Source organism: Desulfopila aestuarii DSM 18488, assembly GCF_900143695.1.
Taxonomy (GTDB): domain Bacteria; phylum Desulfobacterota; class Desulfobulbia; order Desulfobulbales; family Desulfocapsaceae; genus Desulfopila; species Desulfopila aestuarii.
In genome coordinates, this window is record NZ_FRFE01000006.1 from 42,884 (window position 1) to 65,874 (window position 22,991).

Genomic DNA, 22,991 nt, shown 5'->3' on the forward strand with positions numbered 1-22,991 from the left:
CTTTTCGAGCTGAAGAAGGAGATACCATCCATGATTACCGGAACCCCAAAACCGATAGATGAAATACTGGCTATGCTTGAGCCCTACAAACGGATCGTCGTCGCCGGATGCTTTGGCTGCGTCACGGTCTGTCGGGTCGGTGGTGAGAAGGAGGTGCAGGTGCTCTCCTCTTCACTTCGCCTTGCCCGCGAGGCCAAGGATAACAAGCTGGAAATCAAAGAAGTCTGCCTGGAGCGCCAGTGCGACCCTGAATATCTTGAGGCACTTCGCCCCTACGCTGAAGATTACGATGCGGTGCTATCTATCGCTTGTGGGGCAGGCATCCAGTTCGTTGCAGAGAAATTTCAAAAGACCCCTGTTCTACCAGGGATTAACACTGGTTTTCTCGGCGTCACCGAACGCCAGGGAGAATGGGCTGAGCGATGCCAGGGTTGCGGTGACTGTGTCCTTCACCTCACCGGAGGTATCTGCCCGGTCAGTCGCTGCGCCAAATCGCTCTTCCATGGTCCATGCGGTGGTTCAGCCAAGGGTATCTGTGAGGTGTCACCAGATGTAGCCTGCGGCTGGCAGCTCATCATTGATCGGTTAAAAGCACTGAATCAGTTGGAGAATTACGGCAAGCTCATCCCCTACAAAGGCTGGTCGACCTCAAGAGACGGTGGTCCGCGCCGCATCATCAGGGAGGACATGACATTATGAAAGCTGGAAGCAACCTTGAAAAGGTACTGGCCGCCGGCCATTTTGCTGTCACTGCTGAGTGCGGGCCGCCCCGTGGCGCCGATGCTGAAATCGTCCGAAAAAAAGCCGCGTTCGTGAAAGGAAATGTCGATGCCTGTAATGTTACCGACAACCAGACTTCGGTCGTGCGCATGAGTTCGCTGGCAGGTTGCCTGCTGGTGAAAGAATGTGGAACGGAGCCTCTTATTCAAATGGTGGTCCGCGATCGTAACCGTATCGCCTTGCAATCTGATCTGCTTGGTGCCTCGGCCATGGGAGTAAAAAACCTGCTGTGCCTCTCAGGCGATCATCAGAAATTCGGTGAAGATCCACAAGCAAAAAATGTCTTTGATATCGATTCGATTCAACTCATCCACATGGTGAAAACCATGCGGGATGAAGGCATTTTTCCGTCCGGGAAAAAACTTGAGGGGGAACCGAAATTCTATATCGGCTGCGCCGTGAATCCTTTTGCCGACCCTTATGAGATCAGGGTGCCGCGCTTTAAACTCAAGGTCGACGCCGGAGCTGATTTCGTCCAGACCCAGTGCATCTACAATATGGCCAAATTCAAACAGTACATGGAAGATGCAAAAAAAATGGGCCTTCACGACAGGGTAAAGATCCTGGCAGGGGTTACACCACTCAAATCGGCTGGCATGGCAAAATTCATGAAGAAGTTTGTGGCCGGTATGGACATTCCGGATGATGTGATCAAGCGCATTGCCGATGAGCCAAAGGAAAAACAGGCTGCCAAGGGCATTGAGATGTGTGTCGAGCAAATTCAGGAATTAAAAGAAATAGAAGGTGTCGCCGGAGTGCATGTGATGGCGATTGAATGGGAAGAAAAACTGGGCAAAATCGTAGGGGACGCAGGGCTGTTACCAAGACCGCATGTCGACTGACCTGAGAAGGAGAGAGTTTTTCTCATCCTTCACTTCAAGACAAGGAGGAAACTATGGCAGAGAAAAAGAACGTACTTCTGGTAGACGATGATCCTGATTTCGTCGAAGCCGTAAAAGTGATAGTTGAAAGTGGAGGATATGATGTTCGGGTTGCCTTTGATGGCAAGGAAGGTCTCGAAATGGTCAAGGAGAAAAAACCTGACCTGATCGTGCTCGATGTCATGATGCCGGTGATGGACGGCCACGCTGCCTGCGCCGCATTAAAGAAAAACCCTGAGACTCGTGAGATACCGATAATTTTACTGACTGCGGTGGCCGACCGGGTCACTACTTCCAAGTATTCGCATCGCGATATGCTGGAGAGTGAGGCGGAAGACTATATGCCAAAACCGGTCGATCCGCCGGAGCTGCTAAGCCTGATACGGCGCTGGCTGGTATAACCCGCAAGCCAGCTGCCCTGTAAGCACAGTCAAGGCAGCTGGCTTAAAACGAGAAAACTGCACATTACAGTAGCCATAGAGCCATCCCAATCAGTGAATATCGGGATGGCAATGGTTCTGACTGCGCACAGACAGTTGCAGGAGTATTTCCGGTGGTTGTCGGATAAAGGAATTATTTTTCTGGAGAAAGAAATGGGAGACATCCGAATTCTCATAATTGACGATGAGGAAGTAATCCGCGAAGGCGTCCAGAGGGCCCTGTCCGGCAGAGGATATGAAATCGCCAAGGCAGAAAATGGCGAGAAAGGGATCGAGATGATCCGCAACAGCGGATTCGATATTGTATTGCTCGATCTGATGATGCCGGGAATTGATGGGTTTGCCGTGCTTGACTGGATCAAGGAAAACCGGCCACAGACAGAAGTGGTGGTGGTCACCGGTTTTGCCACTGTCTCAAAAGCTGTCACCGCCATGAAACAGGGCGCGTTCGATTTCGTCGGTAAACCTTTTACCCCAGATTATATCCGGATCGTTGTCAGTCGTGCTGCCGAAAAAATCAAGCTTTCAGCCGAAGCGGAACGATTACGCGAGGAACATTCATTAAATCTCGCGGCTATCCAGAACGAAAAGAGCCGACTGAAAACCGTTTTCGGCTGTATGGCTGAAGCGGTGGTTATCACCGACAGTAACAGTATTGTGGTCCATCACAACCCCGCCGCCATCAAGATTCTTGAAATCCAGACCGACCCGGTCATTGGCAAACCACTGGCAGCCTCAATACTTGATGACACCGCTGTGAATATGGTGAAGCAGGCCATGGCCAATTCCAGTGTTGTTACCCGCGAATTTCCGCCGGGAACCATCTCACGAAAATTTTTACGCGCCCACTGCGCCCCTGTTACCGTCGACAATGGTGTGGTGATCGGCTCGGTCACCGCCTTTGAGGATATCAGCACCCACAAGGAAATTGACCGGATGAAGTCGGACTTTGTAGCCATGGTCGCTCATGAACTCAAGTCACCTCTCGCATCCATTGAGCAGATGATCTATGCCCTGCAAATTGGCTGCGAGCATGAATCCGGCGCGGCCTGCTCCACCATGCATAACCGTATCACCGTCCGTACCCGCGATCTCCTCTCCATGATCGACAACCTGCTCAATCTCTCAAAGATGGAAAACGGCACGGTGGAGTTCAACCTTGAACCTATCCGTGGTCATGAAGTTCTTGACCACATCCTTGACGTGATCACCCTGCAGGCAAAGAACAGAGGTATCACCATCACCTACAACCCGAGCGAAGAAGAATGGTGGTTCAATGTTGATTACGACCATATCCGCTCTGCGTGTATGAACATCATCTCCAATGCGGTGAAATATACCCCTGATGGTGGCAAAGTAGACATCTCCACCTCAATAAGTGGAGGATTTGCCAATATCGTGGTCAAAGATTCCGGTATCGGAATCAGCAAGGAAGACCTTCCGCATATCTTCGATCGTTTCTTCCGGGTCAAAGGCAAAGCAACCCGTCATATTACCGGGTCCGGCCTCGGTCTTTCGCTTGTGAAAGAAGTCGTCGATGCACACCAAGGATATATCGAGGTCAACTCGGAACTCGAGAAGGGCACAACATTTACGTTGAGTTTCCCCATCACCCCACAACCTGCGATGGAAGAAAAAGCAACAATTGAATCACAATGAGCAAAAGCTCTACCCTGCTCTTTAACTTCATACACGCTCTGATTGACGCTATTTTTCTTCCAGTCGGTCAATTTTTCTTCGAAAAAAATAGAAAAATAGCCAAAGCTGTCACAATTCTACAGGGTTATAGCCGTACTTTTTCCTACTCCCTTCACCTCAACTATCCCGGACAATCCCGCCCAGGATCTCCTCCCTGCCAACTACCCCTATCAACCGGTTATCCTCAGAAAGCACAGGCATCGGATGACCCGAGTGGTGGTTAATCTCCACCGCATCCCGCATGGAAGTCTCTGGTGTCCCAGTAACAATGGTGTTAGCAGACAGCGTTTTCATATCATTCACATCATTCAGTTCCACCATTTTGTAAATGGCCCCGTCGCAGGCAACCTGCTCAAGACATCCATCGATATCAACCCGACCGACTATGCCTCGATCTTCGTCAAGGACGATCCCGGCATCCCGACTCGGTTCTACTGAAAGTTCCGTCACCGGCCGCATCAGTGCATTGCAATTCAATACCTTGAGCGGATTCATTGAGGCGACAAACTGCCGGACGTAGTCGTTGGCAGGGTTCAGCAGGATATTCTCACCACTGCCTGTCTGAACGATACGGCCGGACTCCATAATCGACACCTGATTACCAAGCTTTAATGCTTCATCGAGGTCATGACTGACAAAAACGATAGTTTTCCTGAGATTTTTCTGAAGCATAAGCAGCTCATCCTGCAAATGCTCACGGATCAGAGGATCAAGCGCAGAAAACGGCTCGTCCATCAGCAAAATATCGGCATCGGTGGCCAACGCCCGGGCTAAACCCACTCGCTGCTGCATGCCACCGGAGAGCTCACTCGGATATTTATCAGCCCACTCCTCAAGCTTGACCAACTCAAGATTGGTGCGGATAAGCTCCTCACGTTTTTTACGCGGCACCCCGGACAACTCCAGGCCAAAGCTGACATTTTCCCATACAGTCCGCCAGGGCATAAGAGCGAACTGTTGAAAAACCATGGAGATCCTCTCCGTCCGTATTTGATGCAACACCTTTTTGCCGCAGGTTGAGAGATCCACCATTGAACCGTTATCCCGGATCAGCATCCGACCCCGGTTGACCTTATTCAAGCCATTGATACATCTGAGCAGTGAGGACTTTCCCGATCCGGAAAGGCCCATAAGCACGGAGATATCACCACGATTAACTGAAAGAGAGGCATCATGGACGGCGACAATATTCTCGGTTTCCTGATAGATCTTGTCCTTGTCGGCTCCCTCATCTAACAAGGCCAGTCCTTTTTCCGGTTCCGGACCAAACAGGACATCTACATGTTCAAATCTGATTGCTTCCATCATCTCCTTCCTATCGGTCCTGTGAAGAGGTCTTTTGATCGGACTGCTTCAGCAATCTGTCCAGAACGATGGCTACGATGACAATCGCCAGTCCCGCCTCAAAACCCTGAGCCATATTGACAGTATTCAAGGCACGAATAACAGGCTTGCCCAGACCGTCAGCCCCCACAAGGGCAGCAATAACTACCATCGACAAGGAAAGCATGATGCACTGAGTGAGTCCGGCCATGATTGTCGGCATGGCATGGGGAAGCTCTACCTTGTAAAGAAGTTGCAGTGGTGATGCCCCGAAAGACTTTCCAGCTTCCACCAGTTCCCTCGGCACGCCGCTTATCCCGAGGTACGTAAGACGAATCGGCGCAGGTACAGAGAAAACCACCGTGGAAATCAACCCTGGCACCATCCCCAGACCAAAAAGCATCAAGGTAGGAATCAGATAAACAAAGGTCGGGATGGTTTGCATAAGGTCGAGCACCGGCCGCAGACCAATATAAAGCCAGCTCTTGCGGGCAGCTAGAATCCCAATCGGCACCCCCACCAATACAGAAATAAGGGTGGCAAACAGGACCAGGGCTACCGTCTCCATGGTTTCCTGCCAATAACCCAGGTTGAGAATCAATAGTAAAGCCAAAGCCAACCCAACCGCACCCTTGAGATTACGATGCAACACGTACCAGAGGCCCATGACGCCGCTGATAACAATCAAGGGTGGGGTCACGGTGAGCAAATCAATGGTACAAAGTATAAGCCACTCCAGCCCATCTGAGAAGAAGCGGAACTGTTGGTCAAAATTACTGGTTAGAAACTCCAGCCCTTTAGCGACCCATTGACCTACTGGTATTTTATTCAACAAAAACGAGGGTGTAAGATCCATTTCTATTTTTTCTTACGGCGCTACAGGCGTCAGTTTATGAGCATACATTTCATTATAGAATGGTACCAGCTTTTCATAATAGCCACGCAGATGCTCATTGTTGTCCACCGTCTCCTGAAACTTCTCCATATTTTTGACAATACCCGTAGATTGAGCAGCGTCACGGTGCCAGTCTTTCCAGATATCCCACTCTTTTTTATGCGTGGCTTCCCAGGTCATGGCCTCTGGAATGAATGGAATCCCAAGCCGTTGGCAATACGCGTTGATTGTCTCATTTGGATTATCTTCGAGATCTTCGGCATCAACAACAATTGGTGGCTCCCCGTTCTGAGCCGCAACAGCCTGGAAAATCTGCGCAAGCTGTTCAAGACCGATCTCATCGGCTGTCACTTTGGGATTCATGGCGTAGAAAGAGGCAATGGTCTTGGCCGGGTCACGAATGAGGAAAGTGTTAGTCAGCCGCGCCAGAAAATTTTTATCCTCCGCCAGCTGGGTGTGACAGTGGGCACACATGTCCTTGAAAAAGACAGGTTTCTCAGCCCCTGCCTGCAGAATATGCTCCCTGATACCCTGATAATCTGTGGGGTGATCCGGATCAACATACTGTTGGCCAATGGTGGCATCCTCACCCTTGACATAGTAAAGATAGGAAAAAGGCTCATGCAAAATATTGAAATCACCACGCTCCATTATCACCCGCTCAAAAGCAGTGGAAATAGATCGTGGATGTGTCCATAGCGCTACGATAGTATTCATGGTCATGTTTTTTGGGGTATCGTTTGCCGGCAAACCGCTGTTAAGGGGTGGTAGTTACCCGGGTAGCCGAAGTTAACCGGTTCTGCGTCTGCAAGAACCGGTAGGAGTCACACTGCTGCGTGGCGGCTTAAGCCGGCACGCTATAACAAGTGCAGAAAAAAAACTTACAAGCCCAACGACGCCTTGACTCCAGCCAGGCCCGGTTTGCCATCAACCGTTTTCACTCCTTCAAGCCAAGAATCGAGAACTCCTGGATTCTTGACCAGCCACTGCCTGGCGGCCTGTTTCTGCTTCAGGCCATCGTCAAGAATTAACGCCATCACCTCATTTTCCATGGCAAGACTGAACTCAAGCTGATTGAGAAGGGTACCTACATTTGGACATTCCTCGCTATACCCTTTGCGAACCGTGGTATAGACAGTGGCCCCTCCGTAATCCGGTCCGAAATATGCGTCACCGCCAGCCAGATAAGCCATATCGATATTGGCATTCATTGGATGAGGTTCCCACCCAAGGAAGACAACCCATTCCTGGCGCTTCGCCGCCCGCCCGACTTGGCTCAACATTCCCTGCTCACTGGACTCAACCACCTTCCAGCCCTTGAGGCCGAACGCGTCAGTGTCGATCATATCCTGAATGAGACGGTTACCGTCATTCCCTGGCTCTATCCCGTAGATGCGGGATTTGAACTTGTCCTTATGCGCTTGCAGATCAATAAAATCATGCACGCCTGCATCATAAACATATTTGGGAACGGCAAGAGTGTATTTGGCACCTTTAAGGTTTGGACGAAGCACCTCTACGCTACCGTCTTCCTTGTATGCCTTGACATCAGCAGTCATAGTCGGCATCCAGAGTCCCAGAAATACATCGATATCCGCATTTTTCAGGCTGGCAAAAGTTACAGGTACAGCAAGGACGTGGCTTTTGGTGGTATAGCCGAGACCTTCAAGAACAACACTGGTCAGGGCTGTAGTAGCAGTGATGTCTGTCCAACCTACATCGGAAAAACGGACCTGCCCGCAGGTAACAGCCTGCACTCCTGAAGCACCAAAAGTCATTACCAACAATGTCATCAACCATGCTCTAAGAGCACATCGCATAATTTTCTCCTCAAAATGAATATTCTTCTTTGCAGCGGCAAACCTCCAGGCCGCATCGTTTCACATTCTTCCCTGGACACCTCTTCAAACTTCACGCTTTATGCTACAGGACAATAGCGCCAAAGACGGATGTCAAAAGGACTAAATCCTAAAGCTCCTCGAACTCAGCTACTGCAGTTTTTCGGCTGTTTTACAAAGAGAAATACTGCTCAAAAGCCCCATTGACCCCACTACCAATCTGGGCAAGACAACCTTCTCTCGTGCTCCAGTACCGCAGCGGGATCGTCGTCAAACCGAAATCATCAATCAGTAAATGCGAAGCTGCGATCCATTGTTTCAAAAGGATTTTTTAGCTGTGTCTAGCCACCAACGAAACACCATGAAAAATAGTTCCGGATGAGCAGACCTTCAATAAAGATAGGGGGAGGTAACACAAGGTCAACATCTTAATATTATAACGATATCACATCACAATTACACACAGCACAATGTTCATGAGAATATCCATGCTCGGCTTTCGGACAACCCATCACCAGCTAAATTGTGAAAAATGTAATGTCTTGCAAGCTCCCGCCGTGAACATGGAAGCGCCCAACGCTCACAAGCATGATGGTAGTAACAGAAGGAACATCAAGAGCATAACGTATATAAAAGCTGGAATCAAATCAATATGAGCGAGGTTTCTATAGTAATAACCTCCATACCTATGGAATTGTCGAGGTCCTGTACAGCGAAACGACAAATACCGGCAAGAAACTCACTATCGCTTCGTATTACACAAAATTACTCAAAGATGCTTTTTTTTGTCAGGCACAGCAGCGCTATATTGAGTCTGAAAACAACTGAGTGGACGTTTTTCTTTTCAATCAAGCATCCCTGGCATGAGTAATGACGCGGCAATTGTCCACATGGTAGCCCATACCAAGGTATCGAGAATCCGCCATGATATTGGTTTCCTAAAGACTGGTGCCAGCATCTGTCCGCCAAGGCTGAGACAGATAAACCACAGTGTCGAAGCAGAGACAGAGCCTGCCCAGAACAATAAACGATTTTCGCCATCAAACCGGCTGCTAATGCTACCCAGGAGTACGACCGTATCCAGATAAAAATGCGGGTTAAGGAGTGTCACTGCCAAGGTTGTCATGACAGCAGCGTTCAAAGACAGGACGGTACGATCATTTGTTTCAAGACTCCCGCCCCTTACGGCAGAGCGAAGAGAACCACAGCCATAGACAAAGAGAAACCCCGCCCCACCCCACGTTACCCACTGCGCTAAAGCCGGATCGGCGGACACCGTGCCACCTATGCCTGCGACTCCAGCAGTGATAAAGATGGCATCGCAAAGAATACATATAAGCGCAATGATCACGTGGTGATTGCCACGAACTCCCTGGGATAGGACAAAGGCGTTCTGCGCACCTATGGCTACAATCAGTCCCCCACCCGCCCCAAATCCTTGTATAAAAGGTGCTATCATCATTCCTTCAATTTCCTCAACTAGTGTTTACTTGAGAAAATAGGCGAGACAGTTTAGAAAGTAAAATTAATTGTTTTTATATCCAATAAATTCTTCTAATAATATTTCATTATGCTTGATTATAAACTCATCGAAGCATTGGCGCTTGTTTCTCAGGGTGGCGGATTTGACAAAGCAGCTCATGCAATGAACATAACTCAATCGGCTGTCTCTCAGCGTGTAAAACTCCTCGAAGAGCAGATGGGACAGATTTTGGTAGCGCGCACATCACCTCCCCGGCTAACCTCGGCTGGTCGATATCTTTTAAAACACTATCTTCAGGTCAAGCGGCTGGAAGATGATCTCCTCGGAGAGATGGCTTTACAGAGTGACAACAGGTACACGCCCATAGCAGTAGCTCTTAATGCAGATAGCCTTGCCACCTGGTTTCTTGCCGCAATTCAATCTTTTGTCAAAGAGAATGGTGTCTTGTTGGATATTAGAGTCGATGATCAGGAACAGACCCACCAATTACTCAAAGATGGTGATGCGGTAGGATGTATCAGTACCAAGGATCAGCCCTTGCAAGGTTGTAGACTCGACTACCTGGGGCAGATGAATTACCACATGTATGCCTCTCCGGAATTTGCGAAAAAATGGTTCCCTTCCGGACTCACCATTGCTGATGCCTGCAGTGCCCCCGCTATAATTTTCAACCGTAAGGATGCATTACACAATAAACTCTTCCAGCTCGTCTTCGGACAAGTACCTGACTCCATACCAGCCAACTATGTGCCATCCTCTGAAAAATTCGTCAATTTCATTGAGATGGGCCTTGGTTACGGAATGTTACCACGTCAGCAGAGCGAGCCTTTTACGAGAGACGGTCGGCTTGTTGATCTGGCACCTGATCACAACATCCCCGTCAAACTCTACTGGCATTGCTGGAACTTGAAATCAAAGCTGCTGGTCAATTTTTCAAGGCAACTCATTCTCGGTGCCATAGCGCTACTGGATGAGTAGGCCCCTATATCTTCTCCCATTCGTTAACATTTTCGCGCACGACAGGTAATAGCGTACATATCTGTCAGGTAGCTGACAGATATATATAACGATTAAGAGTATTCTCCTGATAAGGAGAATGCATTAAATTATATTTTCATTTTCTGGAAGCCAGATGGGATAAGATATACACGAACATCCTGGAATAATTTGAGATAGGAAAGAAATGAAATTCTTAGAGGAAAATCTTCTAGATCATCTGCAGCGTCCTGAATTTGCAGAACTTCATTCGGTGTTGATCAATCACAAATTCTCCAAGGGCTCATATATCTGCCAACCAGGAATGGGATCCAACCAGGTATTTATTGTAGTGAGCGGTAGGGTAAGAGTCTATCTTGGCTGCGAAGAAAAGGAGTTTAACCTCGGTATACTTACCAAAGGCGACATTTATTCAACACATACAGGAACATTTGTCCAGGCTCTCACAGATGCAGTTGTCTTGATGACAGATGTAAAAACATTCAGGCAACGAATGGTTGGAGATCCCGAGGTAACAAAGGCCATGGTTCGCGTACTCGGTAATATTCTAAAAACTTCATTCACCATAATTGATGGGCTGGCTTTCAAGGATGTAAATTCACGTTTGGTTGCCTTATTATCAAATGAGGCGAGAAGACACGGTATGTCTTTAGAAGATGGCAGTGTACAGATCCAAATCGACTTGTCTGTCGAGCAGATTGCGCGTTTAGTAGGTTCAACACGGCAAACGGTATCAATGCTCCTCAGCGATCTTGTCAGAGCAGGGCTTATCGAAAGACCCGAGCGCGGAAAATTCCTCATCCCAAACCTGTCGGCATTAGAATCTGTAGGGGGAGTTACCCTCTCCTGAAACCATTGCACAAGTTTTCAATCCTCTGTCGGCCACGCGACAGTTTTACATAGTCCTCCATAGTAGTATCCCCATTTGAGTGAAATAATCTAGCCTCAGCTTTTACCCCAAAAGCGAAACAGCTAGATGATAAATTCAATACTACTTGAGGAGTTACCATGTCCAAACAGCCCACCCCAGCTAAAGATTTAACCATTTGGGAAGATGCCCAAAAAATGATTGAAAAGGCGAGAAGAGACGGGGTTGAAACCGTTTGGGACCGCTTCGAACAGCAGCAGCCGGGATGCAAATTCTGTGAACTTGGGTTGACCTGCAAAAATTGCAACATGGGACCCTGCAGAATAAGTCTCAAGGAAGACGGCAAAATGCAGCGAGGTGTTTGCGGAGCTGATGGAGACGTTATCGTGGCTCGAAATTTCGGCCGCTTTGTTGCGGGTGGATCAGCAGGACATTCGGACCATGGTCGTGATCTCATTGAAGTCCTTGAAGCCATTACCGAGGGAGAGGCTCATGATTATAAAATCTCTGACGAAGACAAATTACGTAGGGTCTCGGCAGAACTTGGCATATCCGTTGACAACCGGGAAACCATGGCAATTGCGAAGGACCTGGTAGAAGCCTGTTTCGCAGATTTTGGCAGCCGCAGAAAAGAGCTCGGATTTGTCAGTCGCGTACCAGAAGTGCGCAGAGAGATCTGGAAAAAGTATAAAGTTATGCCGCGCGGGGTGGACCGGGAAATTGCCGAAATGATGCATAGAACGCACATGGGTTGTGACAATGATGCCGTGAGCACTCTGTTGCATTCTGCCAAAACTGCCTTGGCTGATGGTTGGGGTGGATCGATGATCGGTACCGAACTCTCCGACATTATCTTTGGTGTCCCAACCCCATCAAGGTCCCAGGTGAATCTTGGGGTGATTAAAGCTGATATGGTCAACATCCTCGTACATGGCCATAATCCAGTAGTCTCTGAGATGGTGCTTGCAGCTGCGAGAAATCCTGAGATGATCGCTCAAGCTCAGAAAGCTGGCGCAGAAGGCATCAATATCGGAGGTCTCTGTTGTACTGGCAACGAGCTTCTCGGCAGACAGGGGATTCCTATGGCAGGAAATCACCTTATGACAGAGCTGGCAATTGTCACCGGCGCAGTCGAGGCCGTTGTCGTTGATTACCAGTGCATAATGCCAAGCATGGTTCAAGTCGCCGCCTGTTATCATACCAAATTTATCACTACAGCTGATAAGGCACAATTTACCGGGGCTACGCATATTTCTTTCAACACCGCAACGGCTGCAGATCAGGCAAAAGAAATCATCGAAATGGCAATAGCAGCTTATGCGCTACGTGATCAATCACGGGTCGAGATCCCGGTTGCAGCAGTAGACACTATTACCGGTTTTTCAAATGAGGCTTTGCTGAATATGCTTGGCGGCAGCCTCGACCCGCTGCTCGATGCCGTAAAAGAAGGATCTATTCGAGGGGTAGCGGCAATCGTAGGATGCAATAATCCAAAGTTCCAGCACGACTCCCAGAACGTAGGCTTGGCAAAGGAATTGATAAAAAAAGATATTCTGGTACTGGCAACCGGCTGTATTACAACGGCCGCTGGAAAGGCAGGGCTTCTCGTTCCCGAGGGCAGTGAAATGGCTGGCCCCGGATTGAAGAAAATCTGTTCTGCTCTCAAGATACCTCCTGTCCTCCATTTTGGTTCCTGTGTCGATAATTCAAGAGTAATTCATCTTTGCGGCTTAATAGCGAATGCACTAGGTGTTGATATCTCCGACTTGCCAGTTTGGGGCAGCTCCCCTGAATGGTATTCTGAGAAAGCTGTTGCTATCGGCTTGTACTGCGTGGCATCCGGGATTCCCGTGCATATTGGCACCCCGCCGCAAATAACCGGTTCTAAACTTGTCACAGATATTGCCTTAAATGGATTGGAAAATATATTTGGTGCAGCGTTCCTTGTGGAACCTGATTATGTCAAGGCAGCAGAGAAAATGGATGAAAGAATCAAATTGAAGCGATTGTCGCTTGGACTTTCTGCCTAATTCGATACCAGACTTAGCTCTTGGCTTATCCACTTGAATCAAGAGCTAAGTCTGACAACGGTATAATGTCATCATCGCAATAATTATCAATCCACTCTATTATTTCTGAATTTTACCTCCAATGCCAGGTAGCACCGGTATTCATTCATTCCGTAGCATGTTGTAGACTTTTTCCGGGGCAGATTGATCGAACACCCCACTGCTACACCAATACTGGCCTCCCCGCACCTATCAAGAGCCTTTCAACACCTCTGTCATCAGAAAGATATTCAAGCTTCACAAGCTGTCCAGCAGAAATCAATAACCTCCAACAAATGGATATTCGTCACCCTCGACATCTCCAATGAGATGGGAGATAATGAGGGGTGTTGTCTAACCGATTGTTGATACCGGGGGAAAATAATTACGATGATAGATCACCTCAAATTGAAAAGCGACATTTTACAGGAGATCATACACCAGTGTGGAAAACTCGATGAATTGGAAAAGGCAGGCATCGATTTCACCCAGACTGAACGTGATTTACTTCTCGCAGTAAAACCAGTCTTGGACAATCTTGATCAAGGTCATCCCGCAGAGGACTCTACAAGTAGATTCCAAGAGAGTCCTGGGCTCTACTGGCAGGTTTTCGAAATGCTTGCAACAGGGATCATGATCGTGGATGAGGCGTCCCATACGATTCTTGAGATCAACCAGGCAGCTTGCAATTTGCTAAACCGCTCAAGAGAAGAACTGCTTGGGAGTACATGCTATTTGCATGGGTGTGCCGAGGGACTTGACACCTGTCCGGTTCGGAATGTTCAGAAAAACATATTTTCCTGGGAAATGATGTTGCGGCAGCATTCAAATACCGAGTCTTTTCCAGTCAAGAAGGATGTTATACCTTTTCGACTCGGGAAGAGAAGATATCTCCTTGAAAGCTTTGTGGATCTGCAAAGCACCAAGAAGACCGAGAAAGAACTCGCTGAAAGTAAACAGAAGCTGGAAGCAATTGCCCAAAACTTCAAAGACGTGATCTGGACTCGTGACATAGACCTGAATCTTACCTATGTGAGTCCGGCTGTTCTGGATGTACGTGGCTTTACCCCAGAAGAATTCAAGAATTTGCCCTTCGATAAGCAGATTGATGCTCGTTCCCTGCAAAAGCTTAAACCTGTATTTCAAAAATATCTCCAGAGTATCAGACAAGGCGAGAAGCTTGACGTAGCCATTTCCGAGCAGTTGGAAGCATTCTGCAAGGATGGCTCAACAATTCCGGTAGAGATCACCGCACATCCTGTATATGACGTTGATGGCAATTTCGACTTTTTCCTCGGAGTCACACGCGACATTTCGGGACATAAAAAGACCGAGTCTGAACTTGCCAGATTAAATGAAGAGCTTGAGGCGAAAGTGCTCGAGCGAACTCAAAAACTCGATCAGGCACTCATTAAACTGACGGCAAGTGAAGAACGATATCGCAACCTATTCGCAACAATGACATCAGGCGTCGTGGTGCATAACCCCGATGGTTCAGTAGACGGTGTGAACACAGCAGCACTGGACATCCTTGGGGTCACCATGGACCAGATTATGGGGATCACATCAATGGATCCTCGCTGGGAGTCTATCCACGAGGACGGAAGTCCATACCCCGGTGAAAGCCATCCTGTCATGATCGCGCTGGCAACTTCCAGAGAGGTTCGGGATCAGGTTATGGGCATCTACAATCCCATCAGGGAGGAACTTGTCTGGATAAACATCAATGCGGTACCGATTTTCAATAAACATGACCAAATTTCTTCTGTCTATGTCGTTTTTGAGGATATTACCAAGAGGAAAATAGCAGAACTTCAGTTGAAAAGTTCAGAGGAGAAGTACAGAAAGCTGTTTAATGAGGCTATAGACAGCATCATAGTCGTGGATACCGAGACTGGGTTGATCGTTGATTGCAACGATAATGCCTGTAAGTTGTTGGAAAAATCCAGAAATGTGCTTGTAGGGATGCACCAGCGCTTTCTCCACGCCTTTCCTGGAACTGAGGAAGGGTTCGGAAAAGATTTTCAGAAGCACCTCAAAGGAGAGTCCGGCCTTGTCACCGAGGAACAGATCATTACCCAATCAGGACAAATCCGCGATGTATTGATAAAATCCAACCCATTGGAGATGGACGGGCACAAGTACATTCAGGGTATCTTCCAAGACGTGACTGACCGTAAGCTGGCGGAACGTGAATTGCGAATCATTGCAGAGCAAAGAAATCGTTTTTTTGATCTGGCAGTGGATATGCTTTGTATCGCCGGATTTGACGGGTATTTCAAACAGATCAGCGCAGCCTGGACCAAAACCCTGGGATGGTCTGAAGAAGAGATTTATGCAAGGCAATGGTTGGATTTCGTTCATCCTGACGACAGAGAAGCCACCATCCATATCGGTGGTGTCCTCTTCGAAGGAGAAAAAGTTGTAAGTTTTGAGAATCGCTACCTCTGTAAGGACGGAACCTACAAGTGGATCTCCTGGAACAGTGAAGCGGTACCTGAATTTGATCTTATTTATGCTGTGGCCAGAGATATTACCGAATCAAAACGTGCTCAGGACCTGATCAAAGCCAGTCAGCAATCTCTTGAGGAAGCACAGCGCATCGCCCATCTGGGTAACTGGACATGGGATATACAGCAGGAAACGCTTGAATGGTCCGAGGAAGTCTTTAGGATTTTCGGATATGAAGCAAAGCAATGCCAACCCACCTATGAAAACTTTGTTCAAGCGATCCATCCGGAAGACCGTGACGAGGTTACTTCGGCAGTAACCGATGCTCTTGGGGGGCAGGTATACGAGGTTGAACATCGTATCCTGCGGCCAGATGGAGTGATACGCCATGTGCTGGAGCGAGGTGAGGTTATTTTTGACAACAATAACATGCCCTGCAAAATGCTGGGAATTGTCCAGGATGTGACTGAGAGAGTTCTCGCCGAGAAGCACATTAAAGAACTCCTCAACATGAGTGAGAAGATCTTTACAACATCGCCAATGGGATTGCTTGTTTACCGTGAAGACGGCGACTGTGTCATGGCAAACGAAACTGCCGCAGCCATCCTCGGCGCAACGCAAGAGCAGGTACTTGCACAGAATTTCAGAAAATTAGACTCCTGGCAAAGATCAGGATTGATCGACGCTGCAGATAAAGTACTCAAAGCCCGAAAACCAAACCGCATCGAAATTCACGTGACTACGTCCTTTGGTCTGGAGAAGTGGTTGAACTGCAGCTTCAATGTCTTTCATATCCGTGATCAGCTCAATCTCCTGGTGGTTATAGAAGACATAAGTGATAGAAAACAGACTGAAGAATCGCTCCGGACAGCGATCCAGTTCAATCAAATGCTGAGTGCAGGAAATGGCGTAGACGAAATTATTGAATACGGTCTTGAGAAGGCCGTTCGCATAAGCAACAGTGAAATAGGCTATTTTCATTTCGTCAATCCGGACCAGAGAACTATTGCGCTGACAGCCTGGTCAATAGAGACACTTGCACATTGTGAGGTGGGCGAAAAGGCAACCCACTATCCCATTGATGAGGCGGGCATATGGGTAGAGTGTATCCGAAAACGTAAGCCGGTAATTCATAACGACTATTCGAAAGCCAGAGAAAGAAAAGGACTGCCGGAAGGCCATGTTCACCTGGTACGCGATATGGCTATCCCTCTTTTTGACGGGAAAAAGGTTATCGCGGTGCTGGGAGTTGGCAACAAAAAGCAGGACTACGATACAGCAAACATCGATCAGCTATCGTTTATTGCCGAACATATGATTAATACTATCCAGCGGTTGCGAGCTGAGGATGCCTTGAATACAGCAAACCAGCGTTACTCTCTCGCTACCCGGTCCGCCGATGTGGGAATTTGGGACTGGGACGTGAAGACAAATTCTCTTGTCTGGGATAATCGTATGTATCAACTCTACGGGTTGAAGCAGGATGATTTCGCTAAAGCCTATGAAGCCTGGACGGAAAACGTTCATCCTGAGGATAAGGAGAAATCGCAACAGGCGGTAAAAAAGGCCCTTCGGGGGGAAAAGGAATTTGAATCGGAATTCAGGGTAGTACATCCGGATGGAAAAATCCGTCATCTCAGATCGTATGCAGATGTATATCGTGATGCTTCAGGGCAGCCTGTCAGGATGATCGGACTCAACCTGGATATTACGGAACAGAAACAGATCGAAGCGGAGTTGATACAAGCACGGGACGAAGCTGAAATAGCAAATCGGGCAAAAAGTGAGTTTCTGGCCAATATGTCACATGAAATCAGAACGCCCCTTAATGCCGTTATCGGCTTTAGTGAATTGCTCGGCAATCTCTCGGCAGATCAACAAACTAGAAGGTATGCTGGCTCCATCAAGACAGCAGGTAAAGGGTTGCTTACGCTTATCAATGATGTTCTCGACCTCTCAAAAATTGAGGCTGGGATGCTGGAGATATCCCCCCACCCAATGAATCTTCATCAGCTTTTCACAGAGATACAGCAGTTGTTTAAAGATCGTATTTCCGATAAAGGCCTTCACTTTTCCATGGAAATACATCCACAGCTGCCGGTTACCATATTGCTCGATGAGATTCGCCTGAGACAGGTGCTTCTCAATCTTGTCGGCAATGCCACCAAATTTACCGACAAGGGACATATCAAGCTTACAGCCAGGAAAGTAGAGAAAAAACATAATCCCTCAACATTTGATCTGATCATCAATGTCGAAGATACAGGCATAGGGATACCAAAAGAAGATCTGGAAATGATTTTCGACTCCTTCAAACAACAGTCAGGCCAGATTACACGAAAATATGGTGGGACAGGACTTGGGCTCACCATTAGTCGGAAACTTGTAGAAATGATGAATGGAACCATTTTGGCAGCAAGCAGACCCGGGCTTGGCAGTACATTTCAGGTAAGATTGTTTGATGTTGCGGTTGCTCCATCAGGAAAAACAGCAAAGGCTGCACCTGAATGTATTATGGACGCAATTCAATTCGAGCCAGCAACGATTCTGGTTGTCGATGATGTTGCTTCTAATCGTGAAATGTTGCGCGAACTCCTCAGCAAAGTCGGCCTCTGTACTCTCGAAGCGAAAAACGGTAAAGAAGGGACAGAGATTGCAATTCAGAGTAAGCCTGACCTTATCCTCATGGACATTCGAATGCCAGAGATGGATGGCTATGAAGCCACTTCCCGTATCAGGTCTTTTCCCGAGTGCGAAACAATGCCTATCATTGCGCTTACTGCTGCCCCAGCAAAGAAATCAAAGAAAGAAATCGCTCGACTCGGCCTGAATGGATATATCACCAAGCCTATAAATGTTGAAGAGCTGTTTGCTGAATTATCACACTTTCTTGTACAAAAAAAGAGACAGACACGTATCTCAGAGCTAGGGGAAGAGACCGAAAATCACCTTGCCATTTTTCAAGCCTTTGAAGCAAATCCCAAATTCAGGACTCAGTTTGAGAGTGACATTTTGCCTTCATTAAAAAAGATGTCAGGTGTAGTAAAACCTTCGGTTTTGGAATCTATTTGCCAACAGCTTAAAGAATTAGGCAAGCAAATGGAAGAACCTGCTTTTTTACTGCTGGCCGATCACTTATCAACGGCCATGAAAGATTTCGATCTCTCCCTGATCAAATCTACAGTTCAGAAGATTGTATCATCGTTTAATGGGGGTAACTCATGAGCAAGAGTAAAGTATCTTCCATCCTCGTCGTAGATGATAATTCACAAAATTTACAATTGCTCGGAAGTGTTCTGCAGGAACAGTGCTATGATGTTGCATTTGCCATGAATGGTGCAGAGGCTATTGAATATCTTGCAGAAGAACTCCCGGACCTCATCCTGCTCGACGTTATGATGCCTGACATGGATGGGTTTGAGGTGTGCAGAAAGTTTAAGGAAGTTCCGAGAAACAAGAATGTCCCTGTGATTTTTCTGACCGCGAAGTCAGAAACCGAAGATATTGTCCGCGGGTTTACATGTGGCGCGGTAGACTATATATCAAAGCCGTTTCATGCAGCAGAACTGTTAGCCAGGGTACAAACGCACATTGAGTTGAAAAGAGCCAGGGAAGAGATTATCTCGCTGAAAGGGCTGCTACCCATCTGTGCCGGTTGCAAAAAGATTCGTGATGATGATGGCTTTTGGCTTAGGGTCGAAGCATATCTCACAACCCATACAGATGTTGAATTAACCCACGGTCTCTGTCCGGACTGTTACCAGGAGTCGCTTAAAAAAATTGAGCAATACAGACAGAAAATGCAGCGTTAGCAGTAATTGGTTTGACCGGGAAAATCGGCGAACCTATTGATGTGTAGAAATCTGAATTCAGCTGACAGTTTCATTTTTGGAGTTCAGATAACAACTGACAAGTCCACAATGAAGAGAGGCTAAATGTGAAAGTAGAGTCGTGCTTCCGGTTTGCCTGAAATGGAGGAACTACTAAAAGGCATCTTGGCTTTAAATTCAGTGACATCTTTTGAGACTTGGCCTTCCAATATCCTGAACCGATACGTGGGTAGCCATACAATATGGCACTGGCAATACCATAGTGTTTGTGATAACTTACGAAATAAACTCATTGATACCCTCGGTTGTGGTTTGCTTTAGCCTGGTAGCCCAACTGCAGAGTATCAATTACCTTCATCTCACGTTCATTCGGCAAAGCCTCTGAACAATTACCTTGCCCTGAGGGCAAGGGGTTTCCAGGTTCAAATCAACTCTATGGAAATGCCCAGGTGATTACAATTATCTACCGACTACTATTTCTCCTCTGCCTGGCTCTGAGCGTCTTGTCTGCCCAAGCTGAAGACAGAGGGCCAAAAGGCGTTGTCCGAGTAGGCATTTTCCCGTTCGAACCACTAAACTTCCTGGATGGAAATGGCGTTGCCCAAGGTTTATACCCGGACCTTCTCAGGAAAATTGTTAAAGATGAAAAGTGGTCAGTCAAATTCGTTCCCGGCAGTTGGGCAGAAGGGTTGGAACGTCTGCAGAGGGGTGAGATTGACCTGATTCTCTCTGTCGCTTACTCCCCCGAAAGAGCCGAGATCATGGACTTCACCTTTGAATCGGTGGCCGAACTTTGGGGGCAAGTCTTTTTCAAACCAAATAGCAAGTTTAAGAACATAAACAGTCTCGATGGGCAACGTGTTGCAATCATGAGTAAAGATATCAGCGGCAGCAACTTCATCGCTACAGCTGAGAAGTTAGGCGTTCACTGTAAAATAACCGAATATCCAACACATGCCAAGGTCTTCGCTGCAGTTCAGGAAGGGATCGTTGATGCCGGAGTCGCCCCACAGCATTTTGGACTGCGCCATGCCAGGGAATTCAACCTCATTAGCAGTTCAATCATGTTCAGCCCCTTTTCGATTTACTTTGCCAGTAAGAAAGGAACGCAACATGAATTATTGAGTCACATTGATTCTTACCTTTCCAACTGGAAAAAAGAACCGGATTCATTTTATTATGAACGCCTTGGCTACTGGTTAGGAAATCGGAGCCTTAGAACAATATTTCCGACCTGGGTTATCTACACCTTCATTTTCGGATTCGTTTCAATCCTTATCTTTGCCAGCTTCTCAGTGATCCTGAAGAGAACGGTGAACCGTCGAACCAGAGAATTACAGGAGAGCGAGGAGAGGATGCGCCTTTTTTTCGAGCGCCAAATAGTCGGAATGGCTATCACGTCACCGGAGAAAGGTTGGATACAAGTGAACGACAGGTTGATCCAGATGCTTGGTTATTCACGTGCGGAACTGGCATGTCAAACCTGGGAAAAAATGACACATCCTGAAGACATTGCAACGGATTTGGCTCAATTCAATCGACTATTATCCGGTGAGATTAACGAATATTCTCTTGAAAAACGGTTCATCAGAAAGGATGGGTCCGTAATACTTACTAACCTCTCGGTTGGGTGTGTGCGTCGTGCAGACAATTCTGTGAATTTTATTGTGGCCTTAATAGATGACATTACTGAGCGGAAGCAAGCCGAGGAAGAACTCTCAAATCAAAAGAAGTTGTTTGAGACCATGTTTAATACAATCACGGATGGAGTTGTTATTACCAATACAAACCGTGAAATAAGGCTTGCCAACAAAGGCATGGAAAACACCTTTGGCTATAAGCCAGATGAACTGCTGGGCAAACGAACAGAAATTCTTTACGCCGATCAGGACAAGTATCGTCAAACCGGAATGACAGTTTTTGGTAATAACACTCAGAAACAGGGTGATCAATACATTACCTATTACCGAAATAGTAAAGGGATAGAGTTTCCTGGCGAAACATTCGGGGCCAAACTGTTCGATGAAAAAGGACGATGGCTGGGAAACCTGGGGATAATGCGTGACATCACTGAACGTATACGGCAGGAAAATGAGAGGATACTACTACAAAAGCAGCTTTCCCATTCTCAAAAAATGGAAGCAATCGGCACTCTGGCTGGAGGCATAGCTCACGATTTCAACAATATCCTTGCGGCAGTTCTTGGTTACGCAGAAATGGTTCAGGAGGATTGTCCGGTAGGATCCTCGATGAGAGTTGATATCGATCAGGTCATCAAAGCGAGCCTCAGAGCTAAAGAGCTAGTCAAACAAATCCTCGCCTTTAGCCGCGAAACAGAGATCGAAGAGAAAACTCTGCAACCAGCTTTAATCATAAAAGAAGCTGTGAAGCTGTTTCGTGCTTCACTGCCTACGACCATTGATATCCAGCAAAAATTCGAGCCGGAAGTAGGACAGATTCTTGCCGATCCGACCCAGATCCATCAGATAGTGACGAACCTTTTTACTAATGCCTTCCATGCAATGGAAGAAACAGGAGGCACTCTCACCATTACCCTGAAAAACCAAGAACTCACCCAAACCGATTTATTCAACGAACCCAATGTGCAGCCTGGGATTTTCGTACAAATGGCTGTCACTGATACTGGCTCTGGAATAGCGCCTGAAATCATGGATAAAATATTCGATCCCTACTTCACCACCAAAGAGGTGGGCAAGGGAACAGGAATGGGGCTTGCCATCATTCATAGTATAGTGAAGAGATCTGGTGGGTTTATATCCTGTCAAAGTTCACTCGGTGAAGGGACAACTTTTCGTGTGTACCTTCCAGTCCATGAAGCTGCGGCTCCACCAGAAGCAGAAACGATACCTGTAAATTTAATCCAAACTGGTATTGAACGTATTCTCTTTGTTGACGATGAGGAGATGCTGGCCGAAATGGGGAAAACCATGCTCGAGAGGCTTGGTTACAGGGTGACAGTGGAGACCAACAGCATCGAGGCCCTCAAAATTATACAAAGTCAACCAGACCGCTTCGACCTGGTCATCACCGATCAGACGATGCCAGGCATAACTGGAAGTGACCTAGCACGATGCATACTGCAGGTTCGACCAGATATGCCGATCATTCTCTGCACAGGTTTTAGCAATCAGGTCTCAGAAGAAAAGGCAAAAATATATGGAATAAAAGGGTTTGCGATGAAGCCTCTGGCGAACAAGGATCTTGCCATCCTTGTAAGGAATGTGCTGGATGGAGAAAGGCGAGAAGATTAGCGAAATCACAAGCAGAAATTTTCTGCAACTACCAGGGTAGTACATTAATATTGCCATCTAAGATCTGAATATTTCATCAACGCCCTATTTTGACTTATCTTCGAATATCTGTAAGATGTAACCAGATCCTGTGAGTGAAAAACGCCAGATCGAATCTCGATTTCAACATATTATTCATAACTCCACGT

The 22,991-nt window shown here is 47.3% G+C and carries 15 protein-coding genes; 10 read left to right on the forward strand and 5 right to left on the reverse strand.

What is annotated here, in order from left to right:
• The first annotated feature begins 30 nt into the window (after positions 1 to 30).
• From BUF15_RS07815 to BUF15_RS07830, 4 genes are all read left to right on the forward strand, one after another.
• The gene (locus tag BUF15_RS07815; protein ID WP_073612912.1) at positions 31 to 699 is read left to right on the forward strand and encodes a methylenetetrahydrofolate reductase C-terminal domain-containing protein; all 669 of its coding nucleotides are present in this window, start codon (positions 31 to 33) and stop codon (positions 697 to 699) included.
• Entirely contained in the window at positions 696 to 1,622 is a 927-nt protein-coding gene (locus BUF15_RS07820) for a methylenetetrahydrofolate reductase (protein WP_073612913.1), read from the forward strand. Before BUF15_RS07815 ends, BUF15_RS07820 begins: the two co-directional genes overlap by 4 nt.
• A gap of 53 nt (positions 1,623 to 1,675) precedes the next feature.
• Positions 1,676 to 2,062 carry a response regulator gene (locus tag BUF15_RS07825; RefSeq protein ID WP_073612914.1) on the forward strand — a complete coding sequence of 129 codons (387 nt, stop codon included), beginning with the start codon at positions 1,676 to 1,678 and terminating at the stop codon, positions 2,060 to 2,062.
• A 192-nt stretch (positions 2,063 to 2,254) separates the two neighbouring features.
• A complete protein-coding gene (locus BUF15_RS07830; RefSeq protein ID WP_159441249.1) occupies positions 2,255 to 3,760 on the forward strand; it encodes a hybrid sensor histidine kinase/response regulator in 1,506 nt (501 codons plus the stop codon).
• A gap of 156 nt (positions 3,761 to 3,916) precedes the next feature.
• Here the strand turns inward: BUF15_RS07830 and choV are convergent, their stop codons facing one another.
• The 5 genes from choV to BUF15_RS07855 all read right to left on the reverse strand — a co-directional run bounded on the left by choV (position 3,917) and on the right by BUF15_RS07855 (position 9,317).
• On the reverse strand, positions 3,917 to 5,104 hold the full coding sequence (gene choV, locus BUF15_RS07835; RefSeq protein WP_073612916.1) for a choline ABC transporter ATP-binding protein: 1,188 nt from the start codon (positions 5,102 to 5,104) through the stop codon (positions 3,917 to 3,919).
• Positions 5,105 to 5,114: 10 nt separating this feature from the next.
• Positions 5,115 to 5,978 (reverse strand): choline ABC transporter permease subunit, encoded by an 864-nt coding sequence (gene choW, locus BUF15_RS07840; RefSeq protein ID WP_073612917.1) that lies wholly within the window; start codon positions 5,976 to 5,978, stop codon positions 5,115 to 5,117.
• Positions 5,979 to 5,990: 12 nt separating this feature from the next.
• On the reverse strand, positions 5,991 to 6,740 hold the full coding sequence (locus BUF15_RS07845; RefSeq protein ID WP_073612918.1) for a sulfotransferase-like domain-containing protein: 750 nt from the start codon (positions 6,738 to 6,740) through the stop codon (positions 5,991 to 5,993).
• A 158-nt stretch (positions 6,741 to 6,898) separates the two neighbouring features.
• Positions 6,899 to 7,837: a choline ABC transporter substrate-binding protein gene (locus BUF15_RS07850; RefSeq protein WP_084553724.1), complete on the reverse strand. Its 939-nt coding sequence runs from the start codon at positions 7,835 to 7,837 to the stop codon at positions 6,899 to 6,901.
• An 862-nt stretch (positions 7,838 to 8,699) separates the two neighbouring features.
• Positions 8,700 to 9,317, reverse strand: coding sequence for a LysE/ArgO family amino acid transporter (locus BUF15_RS07855; protein WP_073612920.1), 618 nt, complete (start codon positions 9,315 to 9,317; stop codon positions 8,700 to 8,702).
• A 108-nt stretch (positions 9,318 to 9,425) separates the two neighbouring features.
• Between BUF15_RS07855 and BUF15_RS07860 the strand changes: the two genes are divergently transcribed.
• From BUF15_RS07860 to BUF15_RS07885, 6 genes are all read left to right on the forward strand, one after another.
• A complete protein-coding gene (locus BUF15_RS07860) occupies positions 9,426 to 10,316 on the forward strand; it encodes a LysR family transcriptional regulator ArgP (RefSeq protein ID WP_073612921.1) in 891 nt (296 codons plus the stop codon).
• 205 nt (positions 10,317 to 10,521) lie between these two features.
• A complete protein-coding gene (locus BUF15_RS07865) occupies positions 10,522 to 11,184 on the forward strand; it encodes a Crp/Fnr family transcriptional regulator (protein WP_073612922.1) in 663 nt (220 codons plus the stop codon).
• A 158-nt stretch (positions 11,185 to 11,342) separates the two neighbouring features.
• Positions 11,343 to 13,232 carry an anaerobic carbon-monoxide dehydrogenase catalytic subunit gene (cooS, locus tag BUF15_RS07870; RefSeq protein WP_073612923.1) on the forward strand — a complete coding sequence of 630 codons (1,890 nt, stop codon included), beginning with the start codon at positions 11,343 to 11,345 and terminating at the stop codon, positions 13,230 to 13,232.
• A 408-nt stretch (positions 13,233 to 13,640) separates the two neighbouring features.
• On the forward strand, positions 13,641 to 18,926 hold the full coding sequence (locus tag BUF15_RS07875) for a PAS domain S-box protein (RefSeq protein WP_073612924.1): 5,286 nt from the start codon (positions 13,641 to 13,643) through the stop codon (positions 18,924 to 18,926).
• The gene (locus tag BUF15_RS07880; RefSeq protein WP_073612925.1) at positions 18,923 to 19,513 is read left to right on the forward strand and encodes a response regulator; all 591 of its coding nucleotides are present in this window, start codon (positions 18,923 to 18,925) and stop codon (positions 19,511 to 19,513) included. The genes BUF15_RS07875 and BUF15_RS07880 overlap by 4 nt, the downstream gene beginning before the upstream one ends.
• A gap of 467 nt (positions 19,514 to 19,980) precedes the next feature.
• Positions 19,981 to 22,803, forward strand: a complete 2,823-nt coding sequence (locus tag BUF15_RS07885) for a PAS domain S-box protein (RefSeq protein WP_073612926.1) — start codon at positions 19,981 to 19,983, stop codon at positions 22,801 to 22,803.
• Positions 22,804 to 22,991 lie beyond the last annotated feature (188 nt).